Origin of the sequence: Enteroscipio rubneri (assembly GCF_963929405.1) — a bacterium.
Taxonomy (GTDB): Bacteria; Actinomycetota; Coriobacteriia; order Coriobacteriales; family Eggerthellaceae; genus Enteroscipio; species Enteroscipio rubneri.
In genome coordinates this window covers 1178887-1195233 of record NZ_CAWVIN010000003.1, presented here as the reverse complement: position 1 = coordinate 1195233, position 16347 = coordinate 1178887, and the positions used below count along the sequence as shown (strand labels likewise).

The following is a 16347-nucleotide window of genomic DNA, read 5'->3' as shown; positions in this document are numbered from 1 at the left end:
GGGCCCTCTCTTTCTGGTCGTTTTGCGACTGAGTCTTATCGACGCGACCATTCTACTCGGCGCGCATGAGGGGAATCGGCGCACGAGCGCCAAGGGCAGAAGTTTTCCGCAGAGGGCGCGGGACATCGACAAGCCAGAAGGTCGACCGGGTCGCGGCATCAGCCCTCGCGCGCATCGTAGACAAGCCGCAGGCCCTCGAGCGTCAACTCGGGATTGGTTGCGGTGATCGTCCGCGACAGCGCCGCCACGCGCGAGGCGAGGCCGCCGGTGGCCACGACCGGCGTTTCATACCCCAGCTGATCGAAGATGCGGCGCACGAGCCCATCCACGCGGTCGGCCTCGCCGTATACGATCCCCGATTGCATGGCCTGCTCGGTGTTGTGCCCGATGGCCGTTTTCGGGTCGACGAGGTCGATGGCCCCCAACTTGGTGGCGTGCGAGAACAGCGCCGTGGCCGACGTCTCCACACCCGGCGCGATGATACCGCCGACGAAACGCCCGTCTTTGTCGACAACCTCGATGTTGGTAGCCGTGCCGAAATCCACCACGATCACCGGGGCGCCGTACAGCTCCTTGGCGGCCACGGCGTCGGCCACGCGATCGGCCCCGATCTCGCGCGGGTTGGGGTAATCGGCCTCGAACAGCGCGCCAGCCGTCTCGGCCGTGCACACAAGCGCCTCCTTGCCGAGCAGGTAGTGGACCGCCGCGCTCCACGCCAGCGTGAGCTGGGGCACCACCGATGCAAGCGCCACGCCGCGCAGCCCCTCGACCGGAATGTTCTCGCAATCAAGCAGCTGGCGCAGCCGGATACGCAGCTCGTCCGACGTATGGTGCTTGTTCGTGCCGATGCGCCAGCGGTACAGCAGGTCTTCGTTCCGGTAAACCCCCACTACTGTCTGGGTGTTTCCCACATCGATGGCAAGTAACATATTCTTGACAGTCTCCTTTAGGCACGAACCGAGTGCTTATAGTTGCTTTCGTCATTATACCAACCCGCCCCTTATGCATCTGTCAGGCAACGGTCACGGGACTTCATCTGATAGAAAGGCCACATATGAACGACACGCCTCATCGCATCCTCGTCGTCGACGACGAGCCCTCCATAACCGAATTCGTCAGCTACGCGCTCAAAAAAGAGGGCTTCTACACCGACGTGGTGGACAATGGCGAAGACGCGCTTGCGCTTGCCACGAAGAACCCGTACGATCTGTTCGTGCTCGACATCATGCTTCCCGGTATGGACGGCTACGAGCTGTGCCGCCGCCTTCGCTCGAAAACCGCCGTGCCCGTCCTGTTTCTGTCGGCACGCGATACCGAACTCGACAAAGTTGTCGGCCTGGAAATCGGCGGCGACGACTATCTGGCGAAGCCCTTCGGCGTCCGCGAGCTCATTGCGCGCGTGCGGGCACTGCTGCGCCGCGGTTCCGGCGGCGACTTCCCCGGCGCGAACCACGCGGTGACGGCGAGCGGCATCACGTTGGATGAGGACGCGCACACCGCCTCCGGCCAGAACGGAGAGATCGACCTGACGCCGCGCGAGTTTGAGCTGCTCGCCAGCCTCATGAAGAATGCCGGCAAGGTGGTCTCGCGCGAAGATCTGCTGCGCGATGCCTGGGGTTGGGAATACTTGACGGAAACAAAGACCGTCGACACCCACATCAAACGTCTCCGTGATAAGATTGAGTCCGCCGGGTACGATCCCGGCTTGGTGGAGACGGTCCGCGGGTACGGGTACAGGTTCAGACAATAAAGAGACTGCAAACATACTTTTCGCTGCTGGCTACGTTGCTCTCGTTGCTCGCCGGCGCGATTATCGTACTTATCAGCTTCCTCGCCTTCGACCTTACGCCGAAGGCGTTTCTGCTTCTCTTGCCTATCGGCTGTGTCGTATTTCCATTAAGCCTGATCATTGGTCATTTTATATCCGAACCGCTGCATCATCTCGCAAAAAAGGCGGCGGCATACCGCTCCGGGATCGACATGCCGTTTGAGCCTGACGGCCGTCTGCTTGAAGCCGATGAGCTTGCAGCCGATTTCAAGGTGCTCGCCCAGACGGCGAAGATCCAGCAGCACGACCTCGCCCTCAAAGAAAGCCGCCAAGCCGCTTTCATCAGCGATGTGGCGCATGAGCTCCGTACGCCGCTCACAGCGATCCGCGGGAACGCCGAGATGCTGGCCGATCCCGATCTGCCCCCCGAGCTGCACGAAAAGTTCTGCTCCATCATCATCAACGAAAGCGAGCGCTTGAGCAGGCTCACGCATGACCTGCTCGCGCTCCAGCGCATCGAGGACGACACGGCGCCCCTTGAGCTTGCACGGGTGAACTTGCGAGAACTCGCCTCAGGAGTGCTCGACGCGCTCGAGCCCATCCTCCGCGATCGGCAGGCGCACACCGAGATCGTGGGCGAAGCTCCCGACGTGCTGGGCAATCTCGACCGCCTCAAGCAGGCTGTTACAAACCTCGTCGAGAACGCGAGCCGCTTCATCGAGCCGGGCGGCCATATTACCATCGAGTTGTTCGGTTTGCGCGGAAACTCCATCCTCGCCGTGAAGGACGACGGCAGCGGCTTCGGCGATGTCGATCCGCACCTGCTGTTCGATCGCTTTTACCGCACCGACGCCTCGCGCAGTCGCGGCACGGGCGGAACCGGCTTGGGACTGGCCATCGTGAAGTCGGTTGTCGACGCGCACGACGGCACCGTCGAAGCTCTGAACATGCCCGAAGGAGGAGCGTGCTTCATCATCGCCCTGCCCTCCATTCCGCCCGAAGCCGCAGCGTAGGAACGCGCCAGGCGGCGGGCAAGCAACGGCGTCACGCTGCCGAAGCAGGCCAAGCGACGGGTCGTCGCAGATGCGGCACCGCGCAACCATGGGCGTGCGTGCCGGAGTCGCGCGGGACAGGATTTCGGCCTCGTTGCCCGTCGCTCCCACACCCATGGCAAGCCGACCGCTCCCCTTCCAGGCTCCTCGAACCGCGTTACGATTCCTCGCGCAGCAGATTCTGGACCCGCATGAGAAGCTCTTCGCGCGTGTGCACCTGAAACTTGCGATAGATGGCCTTCGTGTGGGCCTTCACGGTATTTTCCGACACGTACAGTTTCTCAGCTATGGAAGCAATGGTGCGCCCGCGCGTCAGAAGCACCAGCACCTCGTGCTCGCGCGAGCTCAGACCGAACCTGTCGCGTGCGACATCGCATTGCGTTTTGATGGCATCGAGCAGCGGCTGCGCCTCGTCAACCGCGATCGCATCGACGGCGCATGCGGGCAACAGCCCAGAGGAGTCGGGCGCAAGATACTCGAATGAGTATTTCTTCTCGTCATAGGAGTTCACCCGAAAGATACTGTACGACCGATTGTAGAGCAGCGTGCATCCTGCGAAGAATATCACGTAGGTGGCGCCCATTGCCACCAAAGCCGCCGCCTGCTCGCCCAACCACGCGCCGAGCCCTCCCAACAGCGATCCCAGAAGCAGCCCGCCGACGTTGGCCAGCATTGCGCCCGAGAACAACCTGACCGGGTTCGCGTCGGTTGTGGCCACAAGCGGCCCGAGAGCCAAATACACCATAGCCAGAAAAAGATAATAGCCCGCATACAGAAAGCTGGGCACGATAAACGATGGCGAGACGTTCCCCATCAGATGCAGCACCATGGCAGCGCTCAGCAGAAACAGCACGGCGCTTGGCACCAGCAACACGCCCCGGCGCTCGGCAGCGTACTCGGCCAGCGCAACCGCGACCATCGCCACGATAACGACAGCCAGCACGCACGACCACGCCGCGGCATCGGCAAGAACCGCCTGCATGTCTTCGCTGCCGCGCAGACAGTTGTACGGGATGGAGAACACCGCGATGCACACGAAGAACAACGCCGGCGACTTCTCCATCGGCAGCTTCTCTTTGGCGCCCCACGCACTCGATGAATCGGCGAGCAACGTGCGGGAGCGCGCCAGACACGCGAGCGAGCCAAATGGCAGCGCAACGAATACGACCATGGCCAAGGCCAGCGGCAGATGGGTCTCGACGAAGTACGTCACCACCGAGCACACGATGGCCACGAGCGTGACGAGCAGCTGCTCGCCCTTGGGATTGAGGTACTTGTACATCTCGCCCCATGCGACGATGAGTGGAGTCGTGCCGAAAGCTATGAACACGCTTCCTGCGAATATGAGCGGACTCGATGCTCCCAGCAAACCGCCCGCCGCGAAGCACGCCGCACCCGCCCCCAGGCACGCCGCCGCAAACGGCACGGTGCGCCGGTCATCCAGCAGCGTGGATATGCGCCGCGATACGACGAACAATGCTAGGAACACGGCGAACGTGCATACCGAGTTGGCCACCCAAGCAACGCTCGACCCTGCATCGCCGCCTGCGCGCACCACCGTGCCGAAGAACGTGATGGAGTGCAGCGACGCCCACTGCAACGCCATGCCGGCAAGGGCAAGCAAGATGCCTGCAGCACGCTGCGTGCTGTAGATGGTCGCAGCACCGCCGGTGCGCGGGGCGGTATCCGACAGGCAGCGCATGTCGGATACCTCGGTGGATCCCTTCGCCATACTGATCACATCCCCTCGTTCCGCGTACGCGGCGAACATGCTCGGCCGATCGCGCGCCTGCGCACCCCCTCCGCGGCTTCAGCGCCGCGCCCGCAGCGGCCTCTGCCACCGTCCACACGGATCCAGATCGGCCATGCTCGACGATACCACCCTCTGCTCGGTCTCCACCTTACCCGTTACGGGTAATTGCTCACGCCTGCATGGACGATTCTACCTCGAACGGGTACTTGCACACGCCACTGCCCGCTGGGAGAATCGCTTGCCGGGCCGACGGGCGAGCACCTGGGCGGCCTCATCGCGACATTCGGAAGAAAGGGAGAGGGACATGGAACTGACCAGAAGGAGCTTCCTGGGCATCGCGGGCATGGCGGGCGTCGCGGCGGCGGGAGCGGGACTCGCGGGATGCGCGCCTGCTTCGACGGGCACATCGGCGCAGGACGCCTCGAACGACGGCGACGGCGCCAAAGGCGGCGTCACGCGTCAGGCCGTGGCCACCTACACCTGCGACGTCTGCATCTGCGGCGCGGGCAACTCGGGCCTTTCGGCCGCCGTCGAAGCCGCCCAGCAAGGGCTCGGCGTCGTCGTGTTGGAGAAGCACGGCGGCACGGGCGGAGGCGGTATCGGCACCGAGGGCGTGTTCGCCGTCAATTCGAAAATGCAGCAGGATGCAGGCATCGCGATCGAGCCGGCCGAAGTCATCGCCACGGAGATGAGCTACTCCCACAACCGCGCGAACGGCCTCAAGTGGCTTGATCTGATCGAAGCCTCAGGCGAGAACATCAGCTGGCTGCAGGACTGCGGCGTGAACTTCACCGGCGTGGTGGACGACTATCACGGCGGCCTGTTCGAAACGTTCCACTGGTTCGGCGAGAACCGCGCGCACGACGACTTCTCGCCCGCCATGACCGCCACGGCGCAAGAGCTGGGCGTGCAGTTCCTCCTGAATTGTCCGGCCACCGACCTCGTCCTTGGCGAGGACGGCGCCGTCGCTGGCGTGTACGCACAGAAGCTTAACGGCGACTATGTGCAGGTGAACGCAAAAGCAGTGGTGCTGGCAACCGGCGGTTTCGCCAACAATGACGAATACCTGCAGGAAGGCGGCTTCTCCGACACCACCAACGTGAAGCGCTTTTTGTATGGCTACGATGGCGACGGTGTGCGCATGGCCATCGAGGCCGGCGGCGCAAGCAACATCCCGCGCATGTCGGGCCTCATGCAGCTCACCGTGTCGGGCGCTCCGGGCGGCGAATACGGCACGTACGGGCGCGGGGACGGGCTCGTGGTGGCCGGCCACAACGCGTGCTCCCTGTGGATCAACGAGGACGGCGAGCGCTTCTGCGCCGAATCGGCGGGCGTGGAGAACTGGATGAGCGACATGATCCCCTCGCTCATGCACCAGAAGCTCTTCTCGATCTACGACGCCAAGATCTTCAAGGACGCCTACGACGGCATGATAGCCCCGCGCCTCGATTGGGCGGCCACCCAAGAAGAGCTTAAGCAGCGCATCGAGGAAAACCCGCATGACGACTTCTTCAGCGCCGACACACTTGAGGAGCTGGCGCAGAAGGCCAGCAGCGCCCTCGATCTCGACTACGACACGGTCATAGCGTCTATCACCACCTACAATGAGATGTGCGATGCGAAGCGCGACGCGTACTTCGGCAAGCCCGCCGAGTACCTGCAGAAGCTTGAGAACCCGCCGTTCTACTTCTGCTACATGCCCCAATCCTGCATGGTGACATTCGGCGGCATTCGCACAAACCGCAAGATGGAGGTCGTGGACAAGAACGGGCAGCCCGTGCCCGGCCTGTACTCCGCCGGCGTGGACTCGGCGGATCTGTGGCCCAACATCTACACCATCAACGTGCCGGGCGGCACAAACGCCAACAACATCAACTCAGGTCGCTTCGCGAGCAAATCCGCCGCCGAGTATATCGGATCGAGCAAGGCGGGATCGGTTTCGTCCGAAGGCGACACGAGCGAATCGGTGCCCGATGTCTCATGGAGCATGCCCGAGAGCGCGCTCAAGGACGGCGTCTATACCGATACCCAGTTCGGTATGTTCAGCGACATCACGGTGACTGTAACCGTCGAAGGCGGCAAGATAGCCGAGATCAGCCAGGAGAACGAACTGGAAACCACCTATGTGGGTCAGGCCGCCATGGAAAATACGCTCATCCCGGCGGTCATCGAACAGCAAACTCCGGCCGTCGACACGGTGTCGGGCGCCACGCGCACCTCCGACGCCTTCCGCACCGCCGTGCAGACGTGCTGCGAGCAAGCTGTCTCGTAAACACACGGACCGCGCAGCACGAACGGCCAGCGCAAACCGAGTTCCCCCAAGCGCTTCCCGAAGGCCGCATCCTTCGGGAAGCGCTTCTTTGCATGCAAGCGGATCGCGAAGCGGCTGTCGCGCCGCTCCCAGCCGAGCGCGCGGAAATGTGCGGCTTCTTCGACGACTGTGACAGCTTGCGAAAGGCCCGCGAACATGCGGCGCGATCTCCGCAGTATCTCGCAGGATCAAATCGGCGCCTTTCCGCAACCGCTTCGGCAGCAGCCGCTTGACAGGAGCGGTAGACTGGCACGATGGCATGTGCGCTACCCCCGGAATCCGCACCTGCGGCACGCTGCACTAAACTGCCCGCGTTCCCCGCGCGCTGACCCGTGAGCCGCCGAAGCCCCCGCGGCCCGACCGAGCAGGGCAGCGACGAGCAGCAAGTATGCCAGTCGCCTGAAATCCGCGATCCGCATGCCGCCGCGCAAACGAAGGAACGACCATGATCATCGGCATCACTACAACCTATGAAGAGGACCACGGCTACGAGCGAGCGAATGTGGAATACCTCGAGCGCATAGCGCAGGCCGGGGGCACCCCCGTGTTGCTGCCTCCCGCGCCCGGCGGCGAGGCCGCCATCGCCGCAGCCCGCGAGGTGGCGACGCGCATCGATGGATTGGTGCTCTCCGGAGGAGGCGACATCGACCCCGCGCTCTACGAGGAAGCACGCCTGCCCGAAACCGTCAACGTCGCGCATACGCGCGATATTTACGAGATGGCGCTGGCGCGATACGCGCACGAGCTCGACCTGCCCGTCCTTGGCATCTGCCGCGGTATGCAGGTGATGAACGTCGCTTTGGGGGGTACCCTCTATCAGGATATGAACGCCTGCGGCCTCACTGCGGTCGACCACCAGCAGCAACCCCCGTACGATGCGACCGAGCAACGCGCAGACGTCGCCTCCGGCAGCCTTCTGGCGCGGCTTTTATGCGGACGTCTCGAAACGGGCATGGCTCCCGGCTGCCAGGCTGGCTGGCCTGCGGATCTCGAAACGGGAAGAGCGGGTACAGGCCCCTGCACGATTCGGATCAACACGATGCACCACCAGGCCCTCGCCTCCCTCGCACCCGTGCTGCGCGTGTCCGCCGTCAGCGACGACGGCATCGTGGAAGCCGTGGAGGATCCGACGCGGAGCTTTTTCTTGGGCGTGCAGTGGCATCCCGAGTACCTTCGAAAGGACGCGCCTCTGTTCGAAGCGCTCGTGGCCGCCGCGCGCTCCTGAAAGCGAGACCGCCCGTGGAGCATTCGCGTAGGATCGAGCACTGCGCCACGTGCTGACACGCAGGTGCTATAATCCTTTTAGTTTGATTATCAAAGTATTAGGATCGCAGCGCGCTGCGGCGCGACGATCGAGGATGGAGCGATATGGGTAGCACGATCATCGGCTGCGGAAAGTCCCTCCCGGCACTGGAGGTTGAGAACGACGAGTTGCAGGCGCTCGTCGACACGAACGACGAGTGGATCGCCACGCGCACCGGCATCAGAAGCCGCCATATCGCCCTGACGGAGAGCAACGCCGACCTCGGCGAGGCGGCCGCGCGGCGCGCCCTCGGCTGGGAGCCGAGCGGCTGGACGCAGCGAGCGATCGAAGCTGACGAGATCGATCTGCTCATCTGCGCAACCGTCACCTCCGACGTCGTGGTGCCCTCGGCAGCCGGTATGTTGAAGCGGCGGCTCGGGCTTGGGAACGCCATCGCGTTCGATGTGAACGCCGCCTGCTCCGGCTTCGTGTACGGCATGACGGTCGCCGAGACCATGATGGCCGCCAGCGCAGCAGGAACGGTCGGAGCAGCAGGTCGCAACCCCGTGCGCCGCGCGCTCGTCGTAGGCGTCGAGCGCCTCACGCGCCTTACGAACTGGTTCGATCGCAACACCTGCGTGCTGTTCGGAGACGGCGCGGGCGCGGTCGTCCTCGAATGGGACGAGGAGCGCGCGGGTATCATCGGCAGCTATCTGGTGAACGAGGACGACGTGACGAACGCCCTGACGTGCCCCTCCGCATTCGACGCCCCGCAGCCGTTCGATCGGTCCGGCGTTTCGCTTGCCGAGCCGATTCCCGTCGATCGAGCCCAGGATCGTATCGATGAGGAACTTGCCACACTCGAATCCGTGCAGGCCGGAGAACCGCGCCAGGTTTTGCGCATGGACGGTCCGCGCGTGTTCAAGTTCGCGACGGCCGCTATGACCGAGGCCGTCCACCGCGTGCTCGATCGCTCGAACCTTACGCTCGACGACGTGAAGTGCATCGTGCCGCACCAGGCCAACGAGCGCATCATCAAGTACGCGGCCAAAAAACTCAACCGACCGCTCGACTTCTTCCAGGTGTCTATCGGCGATACCGGCAATTCGTCGGCCGCAAGCGTGCCGATGGCGCTTGCCGACGCCTATGCATCGGGTCGTATCAAGCAGGGCGACAAGGTGATCCTCACCGCCTTCGGAGGCGGGTTCACTTCAGGCGCCGTTCTGTTCGAAGCGTAAGACCCGAGGCTGCAAAGCAACGGGGCTGCGCGAGGCTTTACCTCCTCGGCACCGCACGCGCAACGGCACGCGCGCATACGACAGCCGCGACAGCCTTCAGCACATCGGGAATAGCGAAGGGGACCACGGTTACGGCGATGGATGCTGCGAGATCCACCCCGACCACCGCGGCATACTGAATGCATCCGCACACATACGAGACGGCGATGAATGTGAGGCAGGCGAGAAAATCGACTGCGAACGCGCGGGCGTTCGTCCTGCCTTCCCCCATCGCATGCCCAAGCCCTTTTCGAACGAGAAGCGCCGCGCCCACGCCCAGCAGATACCCCCACAAATACCCGCCCGTTGGACCGAGGAGCATGCCGATACCCCCGCGCATCCCCGAAAACAGAGGCAGCCCGATGGCGCCAAGCACAAGATAGCCTGTGATTGCGGCCATACATTCGCGCGGCTTGAGCACGAGAATGGCGAACGACACGGCGAACATCTGCAGCGTCAGTAGAATAGGCCCGAATGGGATAGCCACCCAGGCGGACACGCCCATGAGCGCTATCGACAACCCTACAAACGCGATCGGTCGCGCTCTTGAAGCGCTTCCCGCTTTCGTGCTCGCATCTTCCATACCGCGCTCCTTCTTCCTCATGTCGATGATCAACGAACGTCCGATGTCGGCAAATCTTCCGAAATCGCGTCGTTCTTGTCATTTTCAAACGAAGCCTTGAACTGGATATATGCTATATGATACCAGATCGAAGACTTCGCAGAAAACGCTTGGATTCGGAATCATGCATCACGTCGGCGCGATCCTCCCCCAAGCGCGGTCGACGCTCCCGGCGCACGCGCGGACATTAGAACTTCGCCTGAATCTCGCCCCGCTCAAGCTTTCGCAGTCGGCCCATTTCAAGAAGGATGAACACCGCCGTGGTGAAGATGGCCAGGAAGTCCGCCAAAGGCGTGGCGAAATACAGCGCATCCAAACTCGTGAACTGCGGAAACCATCCCGGCAATACGAGCGGCAGCACCAGGAACAACGGGATGAGGAACAGGATCTGGCGCGTGAGCGACAGAAAGATGGATTTCGCCGGCTGGCCTGTCGCCTGAAAGTAGTTCGATCCCACAATCTGGAATCCGACGAACGGCAGCATGGCCAGCTGCACTTTGAGGGCAAACACCGTGAAGCCGAGCAAGCTATCATCCTCGATGCCGAAGAACCCGACGATCTGCTCCGGGAACAGGTGGACAAGGCCCCATAGCACGACGCCGATGCCGGTCGCTCCGATGATGCCGCACAGTAACGTTTTCTTCACGCGCTCGAACAAGTGCGCACCGTAGTTGAACCCGAGCAACGGCTGAATGGCGATCGCCACGCCGATAAGCGGCAGTACCGTGAACATCGCCACCCGCTGCACGACGCCGATGGAGGCGAGCGCCCCCTCCGCTCCGATGGGGTTCATTGACCCGTAGAGATTCAACAGATTGTTGAGCACGAAGTTCACCACGGCCATGCCCGCCTGCACGGCAAAGCTAGCCAAGCCGAGCGAGAGGATGAGTCCGACCGTGCGCGCATGGAGCGGTAAGTGGCGCAGGCGCAGGCGCATGGGCACGTTCTTCGTGAACAGGAAGTACCACAGCACGCAGGCGCACGAGATAGCCTGGCCGAAAAGCGTAGCGAGCGCACTGCCCTGCACGCCCCACCCCAACACCATGACGAACAGAAAGTTGAAGATCGTGCACGCCACAGCGCCCACGATCATGGTCGAAAGCGCGCGATTCGGCGCACCGGCCGTCCTGATGAAGTTGTTCACGCCCATGCCGATGCACTGGAACACGAAGCCGAGCGAGATGATCTGGATAAACGAGCGGGCATAGTACCAGTCCTCCGCCGTGGCGCCCGAGATGCCCAGCACGCCGTCGATGCACGCCGGCACATGCGCTACCACGGCCACGACGGCAGCCAAGATGATGCTCAGGCACACCGTGTTGCCTAGGCTTCGCTCCGCCTCTTCACGATTGCCCTCGCCCATCCGCAATGCCGCAAGCGCATTGCCGCCGTTTCCTACGAGCATGGAGATAGCCATGAACACCGTCATGACAGGCATCGCGACCGTGGCCGTGGCCAGGCCGATCTCGCCCATGGCCTGGCCGAGAAAGATGGAATCGATAAGGTTGTAGGCGCCGTTCACGAGCATGCCGAGGATAGAGGGTATGGCAAACTCCACGATCAGGCGCGGAATGGAAGCCGTGCCCATGCGCGTGACTTTGTCCTCGCGGGCGGGCTGGGCGGGCTGCTCGTTCTCGTCGGATACGGGGTTCTTCGTCGCTACCATAGCTTCGGGGTTGCCTTTCGCGTCGATGCCTTTTGCGGAACGACATATTGTACCCCCAAGATAGGAGTCATCCCAGCCGCCAGCGCATACACCATAAAGTGGACGGTTCCAGCGCTCGGCGCCCGGAAAAGGAAGGCCTCAAAATAGACAGGCTACGCCAAAGATGCAAGGTGGGCTTCGCCGGAAGCCACGGCGGTCTCGTCGCCGGACGCATCGCGCAGTACAAGACGACCCTGCTCGTCGACCCGCACAACACAGCCAGCGGCGAGGGTCGCTCCCCCTCGATCGACGACGACGACGGCACGGCCCGTCAGACTCGAATGCTCGTCGAACTCGGCAGCCAACGATGCGAACCCGGCGTGCGTCCACGCTTCGTACAGCGGCGCGAAGGCTGCTAGAAACGCATCAAGCACCTCGTCGACGGATACATCGGCAAAGTCGGCCACGTAGGCGGCGCGATTCTTGCCGCCCACCTCGGGACGCTCAGCTGGCGGCCGGACGTTCACGCCGACGCCCGCGCACACCCCGCCCCCATGTCCCTCAAGCGAAATGCCGCAGAGCTTGCCCGCTTCGGCCACCACGTCGTTAGGCCATTTGACGAGGATACGTGCGAGTTCCGCCTGAGAAGCGAGCCCTGCGAGTGCACGGCGCACAGCCAATCCCACGACCAGGCTCAACGTGGGCAGCAGCGTCGGCGCAACCTGCGGACGCAGCAACAGCGAACAGTACAGGCCGCCTTCCGGGCTCGTCCACCTGCGGCCTTGGCGGCCGTACCCGGCCGTCTGCCGCCTTGCGCGAACCACAAGACCCTCTGTCTCGCCGTCATCGAGAGCGCGCTTCACCATCTCATTCGTCGACGTGACCTCCTCGAAGGAGCGCACGCGAAACGGCAGAGAAACGCCTCCGTCCCCCTGTGCGACGGACGCCGGCAGCATGGTATCGCGGCTCACAGGCGCTCGGCCTTCCCCACCTTCACGGCATCCGCAGTCACCGTATTCCCGTCGGCCAGCACATGTCCGGGACGTAATTCGACGATCGGCTTGACCACGAAATCGCGCTCGAGGGCACGCGGATGCGGCAGCGTGAGCACGTCGGCATCCGACACGTACAGCTGGTAGTCGACGATATCGATGTCGCAGGTGCGGGGCCCGTTTTCAATTTCGCGCACACGGCCCAGGCTGTTTTCGATCGCATGCAGATAGCCCAAGAGCTCCTTGGGCGCGATGCCCGTGCGCAGCAGAACGGCCGCATTCACGAACGTGTCCTGATCCTCGTAGTACGCGGGCTCGCTTTCATAGAAACCAGATATGTCCACGATCTGCGTGTCGGGCAGCGCGCAAAGCTCGGTAATGGCTTGGTTGAGCATGGCCTTCTTGCCCTCGCGCTCTTCGCCCGGCTCGGCTACAAGGGCGACGTTGCAGCCCAGGCTCAAAAACACGTACGGCCGCAGGTCGCCGAGCGCCTTTGCCGTCTCGGCTACGTTGTGCGTGCGCACTATGCTCGCGCCCAACTCGCACGCCATGAGCGCCTCAGCAGCCGACACCTGGTCGCGATCCGCAGGGCTCTCAATGCCATAGGCGAAACCCAGGTAGCTCTTGCGTGACAGCGCCGCCATCACCGGATAGCCAAGACGGGCGAACTCCTGGAAGTTGCGCACGAGGTCGAGCGTCTGCTGCGGCGTCTTGCCGAAGCCAGGACCCGGATCGATGCAGATGCGGTCGCGCGCGATGCCCGCCTCCTCAAGGGAAGCGGCCCGGTCGCGCAGCCAATTGCGCACGTCGGCCACCACGTCGTCGTAGGCGGGAGCATCCTGCATGGTCGCGGGTTCCCCTTGCATATGCATGACCACGAGACCGCAAGCCCGATCGCGCACGAGCCCCACCATAGCCGGGTCGCGAAAGCCCGACACGTCGTTGACGACGGCTGCGCCCGCGTCGAGGCACGCCTCTGCCACGGCCGCATGCCGCGTATCGATGCTCACGCATACGCCACGCTGCGCCAGCTCGCGCACCGCCGGCACCACGCGCGCAAGTTCATCGGCTTCGGTCACGGGCGCGGCACCCGGACGCGTCGACTCGCCACCCACGTCGATGATATGCGCCCCTTCGTCGAGCATGCGCTCGGCGTGCGCGATCGCCGCATCGAGCGAGTCGTGCGCTCCCCCGTCGGAAAAGGAGTCGGGGGTCACGTTGAGAATGCCCATCAAAATGGGCATTCTCGTGTCGAATTCGTAGGTTGAACAGCGCCAGATCATCGTTCGGTATCGTCGCCTTTCGCGTCGTCTTGAGCTGCAGGAGGCTCGCTGCGGCGCTGGGCTTCCGGCTGGCGGTGCTCGAAGTCCTTCGACTCCATGCGCGACGGCTCCTCACTCGCAACGGCATCTTGCCGACCTTGCGACATGGGCGCACCTTCTTCGTGCGGGACATCCTGCTCGCCGTCGCCAGGAGCCGGCTCGCGGAACGGCGGATTCGGGTCCTGATCGCCCGGTTCCACCGGCTCCTCTTTCCAGTCGGGATCGGCTAGCTGCGCATCCCGGGCGCGAGCCTCGGCCTCTTCGCGCTCTTTGCGGGCGATGATCTCGTCCTCGTGCTTGAGGTATTCGTCCCACGTATTGTCGAGCAGCGCCAGGCACGCCTCGCCTTCCACGGTCTCGCGCTCCAGCAGCACGCTGGCCATGAGGTCCATCTGCTCGCGATGGCTTACCAAGATCTCGTAGGCGCGGTCGTGCGCGTCCCTCATGATGCGGGCGACCTCGTCGTCGATGCGCTTGGCCGTCTCCTCCGAGTAGTCCTGCGTGTTGCCGTAGTCGCGGCCGAGGAACACCTCGTGGTTTGGCTGGCCGAACACCTGCGTGCCCAGTTCGGCACTCATGCCGTACTGCGTCACGATGGCGCGGGCCATCTTCGTGGCGCGCTCCAGATCGTTCGAGGCGCCCGTGGTGATATCGTCGCAGAAGATCTCCTCCGCCACACGGCCGCCCATGAACACGGCCAGCTCGTCGCGCATCTCGCCGAGCGAGTTGAGCACCTTGTCCTCCTTGGGGATGGACAGCGTGTAGCCGAGCGCCCGACCGCGCGAGATGATGCTGATCTTGTGCACGGGGTCAGCGTGCGGCAGCAGATGCCCAACGAGAGCATGACCGCTTTCGTGGTAGGCGATGGTGTGCTTCGTCTGCTCGTCGAGCACGCGGCCCTTGCGCTCCGGGCCGGCAATGACACGCTCCATGGACTCCGACACTTCCTGCTGCGTGATGATCTTCTTGCCGCGGCGGGCGGTGAGCAGCGCGGACTCGTTCATAAGGTTCGCCAGGTCGGCGCCTGTGAAGCCCGGCGTGAGCTTGGCCACCTTCGAGAGATCCACATCGCTGCCAAGCGGCTTGTCTTTCGCGTGCACCTGCAGAATCTTCTCGCGACCCTTCACGTCGGGCGCATCCACCACGATCTGGCGGTCGAAGCGGCCGGGGCGCAGGAGCGCCGGGTCGAGTACGTCAGCACGGTTCGTCGCAGCGATGAGCACGACGGAGTCGTTGGCTTCGAAGCCGTCCATCTCCACGAGTAGCTGGTTGAGCGTCTGCTCGCGCTCATCGTGGCCGCCGCCGAGACCCGTTCCGCGCTGGCGGCCCACGGCGTCGATCTCGTCGATGAAGATGATGGCGGGCGATGCCTCTTTGGCCTGCTGGAACAGGTCGCGCACGCGAGACGCGCCCACGCCCACGAACATCTCGACGAAGTCGGAACCCGAGATGCTGAAGAAGGGCACGCCTGCCTCGCCGGCTACAGCCTTCGCGAGCAGCGTCTTGCCAGTACCCGGAGGACCCACCAGCAAGCAGCCGCGTGGAATCTTCGCACCCATGGACTGGTACTTAGCCGGGTTCGCCAGGAAGTCCTTGATCTCCTGCATCTCCTCGACGGCCTCGTCGACACCGGCGACGTCCGAGAACTTCACATCGGGGCGCTCCTCGGTCGATTTCTTGGCCTTCGCCTTGCCGAACGACATTTGCGAATTGTTCGCCTTCTGCATCGAATTGAAGAAGAAGAACAGGATGAGGCCGATCAAGGCGATGGGCAAAAGCATGCTCAGGATGTCCATCCACGGCGACGGCAGCTGCACCTCGTAGGATACGTTCGGATGCGCGGCCATAAGCTCGCTCAGCGAACCGTAATAGGTTGAGGTGAAGTTGCGCTCCGTGCCCAGTTCGGTCACCGCAATGGTGGTGGTCCCCACTCCGGCGAGACCCTTGCCCGTTTCGGGATTCTTGATGGTGGCCACGCGCGCGTTCATGGCCTGGAGGGCTTCGTTGAATGCCTCGGCTCCCGTCGCGCCCGCCGTGATGGCGGGATAGTAGGAACCGGAAACGGAGTAGTCCCCGGCGCTGTACTTGACGCTGGTCACGCGATCCTGCTCGACCGCCTGCACGAAGTCTGACGTGATGAGATTATCGGTGGGGGTCGCACCCGACGACGACATGTTCATGAACTGCTGGCCCACGAAAAACGCGACAAGCGTGAACAGGAGGACCGATATGATGGTGGTCCGAGGATTCGGCTGCTGGAATTGGGATTGTTTGTTTTGCTGTGCCATACATCCTTACTTTCTGCCTCAAGCGGCTCGCTGCGCGCGGGCGGCCGGACCGGCCCGTCGCCGTCCCCATCCGC

12 protein-coding genes are annotated in these 16347 nt (G+C 63.4%); 5 read left to right on the top strand and 7 right to left on the bottom strand.

What is annotated here, in order from left to right:
• Positions 1 to 158: 158 nt before the first annotated feature.
• On the bottom strand, positions 159 to 929 hold the full coding sequence (locus ABGT83_RS11910) for a type III pantothenate kinase (RefSeq protein ID WP_103263773.1): 771 nt from the start codon (positions 927 to 929) through the stop codon (positions 159 to 161).
• Positions 930 to 1054: 125 nt separating this feature from the next.
• On the opposite strand from ABGT83_RS11910, the gene ABGT83_RS11905 reads away from it, so the two are divergent.
• Together ABGT83_RS11905 and ABGT83_RS11900 are read left to right on the top strand one after the other, a co-directional pair.
• Positions 1055 to 1750 (top strand): response regulator transcription factor, encoded by a 696-nt coding sequence (locus tag ABGT83_RS11905; RefSeq protein WP_103263772.1) that lies wholly within the window; start codon positions 1055 to 1057, stop codon positions 1748 to 1750.
• A gap of 230 nt (positions 1751 to 1980) precedes the next feature.
• Positions 1981 to 2781 carry a sensor histidine kinase gene (locus tag ABGT83_RS11900; RefSeq protein WP_239926169.1) on the top strand — a complete coding sequence of 267 codons (801 nt, stop codon included), beginning with the start codon at positions 1981 to 1983 and terminating at the stop codon, positions 2779 to 2781.
• 196 nt (positions 2782 to 2977) lie between these two features.
• Here the strand turns inward: ABGT83_RS11900 and ABGT83_RS11895 are convergent, their stop codons facing one another.
• Positions 2978 to 4552 (bottom strand): response regulator transcription factor, encoded by a 1575-nt coding sequence (locus ABGT83_RS11895; protein WP_346687773.1) that lies wholly within the window; start codon positions 4550 to 4552, stop codon positions 2978 to 2980.
• Between the two features lie 325 nt (positions 4553 to 4877).
• Here ABGT83_RS11895 and ABGT83_RS11890 point away from each other — a divergent pair, with 325 nt between their 5' ends.
• The 3 genes from ABGT83_RS11890 (at position 4878) to ABGT83_RS11880 (ending at position 9365) form a co-directional block, all read left to right on the top strand.
• Entirely contained in the window at positions 4878 to 6845 is a 1968-nt protein-coding gene (locus ABGT83_RS11890) for an FAD-dependent oxidoreductase (RefSeq protein ID WP_346687771.1), read from the top strand.
• Between the two features lie 484 nt (positions 6846 to 7329).
• Positions 7330 to 8109, top strand: coding sequence for a gamma-glutamyl-gamma-aminobutyrate hydrolase family protein (locus ABGT83_RS11885; RefSeq protein ID WP_346687769.1), 780 nt, complete (start codon positions 7330 to 7332; stop codon positions 8107 to 8109).
• Between the two features lie 143 nt (positions 8110 to 8252).
• A complete protein-coding gene (locus ABGT83_RS11880) occupies positions 8253 to 9365 on the top strand; it encodes a 3-oxoacyl-ACP synthase III family protein (RefSeq protein WP_346687767.1) in 1113 nt (370 codons plus the stop codon).
• Between the two features lie 37 nt (positions 9366 to 9402).
• Here the strand turns inward: ABGT83_RS11880 and ABGT83_RS11875 are convergent, their stop codons facing one another.
• From ABGT83_RS11875 to ftsH, 5 genes are all read right to left on the bottom strand, one after another.
• Positions 9403 to 9987, bottom strand: coding sequence for a biotin transporter BioY (locus tag ABGT83_RS11875; RefSeq protein WP_103263768.1), 585 nt, complete (start codon positions 9985 to 9987; stop codon positions 9403 to 9405).
• A gap of 226 nt (positions 9988 to 10213) precedes the next feature.
• Positions 10214 to 11692 carry an MATE family efflux transporter gene (locus ABGT83_RS11870; protein ID WP_103263767.1) on the bottom strand — a complete coding sequence of 493 codons (1479 nt, stop codon included), beginning with the start codon at positions 11690 to 11692 and terminating at the stop codon, positions 10214 to 10216.
• Between the two features lie 152 nt (positions 11693 to 11844).
• Positions 11845 to 12642: a biotin--[acetyl-CoA-carboxylase] ligase gene (locus ABGT83_RS11865; protein WP_239926167.1), complete on the bottom strand. Its 798-nt coding sequence runs from the start codon at positions 12640 to 12642 to the stop codon at positions 11845 to 11847.
• Entirely contained in the window at positions 12639 to 13946 is a 1308-nt protein-coding gene (gene folP / locus ABGT83_RS11860; RefSeq protein ID WP_346687765.1) for a dihydropteroate synthase, read from the bottom strand. The genes ABGT83_RS11865 and folP overlap by 4 nt, the downstream gene beginning before the upstream one ends.
• Positions 13943 to 16273, bottom strand: coding sequence for an ATP-dependent zinc metalloprotease FtsH (ftsH, locus tag ABGT83_RS11855; protein ID WP_346687763.1), 2331 nt, complete (start codon positions 16271 to 16273; stop codon positions 13943 to 13945). Before ftsH ends, folP begins: the two co-directional genes overlap by 4 nt.
• Between the last annotated feature and the right edge of the window lie 74 nt (positions 16274 to 16347).

Coding starts and splice junctions, on each gene's coding strand:
- ABGT83_RS11905 (WP_103263772.1), top strand. CDS start 1,055: ATGAACGACACGCCTCATCGCATCCTCGTCGTCGACGACGAGCCCTCC.
- ABGT83_RS11885 (WP_346687769.1), top strand. CDS start 7,330: ATGATCATCGGCATCACTACAACCTATGAAGAGGACCACGGCTACGAG.
- ABGT83_RS11910 (WP_103263773.1), bottom strand. CDS start 929: ATGTTACTTGCCATCGATGTGGGAAACACCCAGACAGTAGTGGGGGTT.
- ftsH (WP_346687763.1), bottom strand. CDS start 16,273: ATGGCACAGCAAAACAAACAATCCCAATTCCAGCAGCCGAATCCTCGG.
- ABGT83_RS11880 (WP_346687767.1), top strand. CDS start 8,253: ATGGGTAGCACGATCATCGGCTGCGGAAAGTCCCTCCCGGCACTGGAG.
- ABGT83_RS11890 (WP_346687771.1), top strand. CDS start 4,878: ATGGAACTGACCAGAAGGAGCTTCCTGGGCATCGCGGGCATGGCGGGC.
- folP (WP_346687765.1), bottom strand. CDS start 13,946: ATGATCTGGCGCTGTTCAACCTACGAATTCGACACGAGAATGCCCATT.
- ABGT83_RS11870 (WP_103263767.1), bottom strand. CDS start 11,692: ATGGTAGCGACGAAGAACCCCGTATCCGACGAGAACGAGCAGCCCGCC.
- ABGT83_RS11900 (WP_239926169.1), top strand. CDS start 1,981: ATGCCGTTTGAGCCTGACGGCCGTCTGCTTGAAGCCGATGAGCTTGCA.
- ABGT83_RS11895 (WP_346687773.1), bottom strand. CDS start 4,552: ATGGCGAAGGGATCCACCGAGGTATCCGACATGCGCTGCCTGTCGGAT.
- ABGT83_RS11875 (WP_103263768.1), bottom strand. CDS start 9,987: ATGGAAGATGCGAGCACGAAAGCGGGAAGCGCTTCAAGAGCGCGACCG.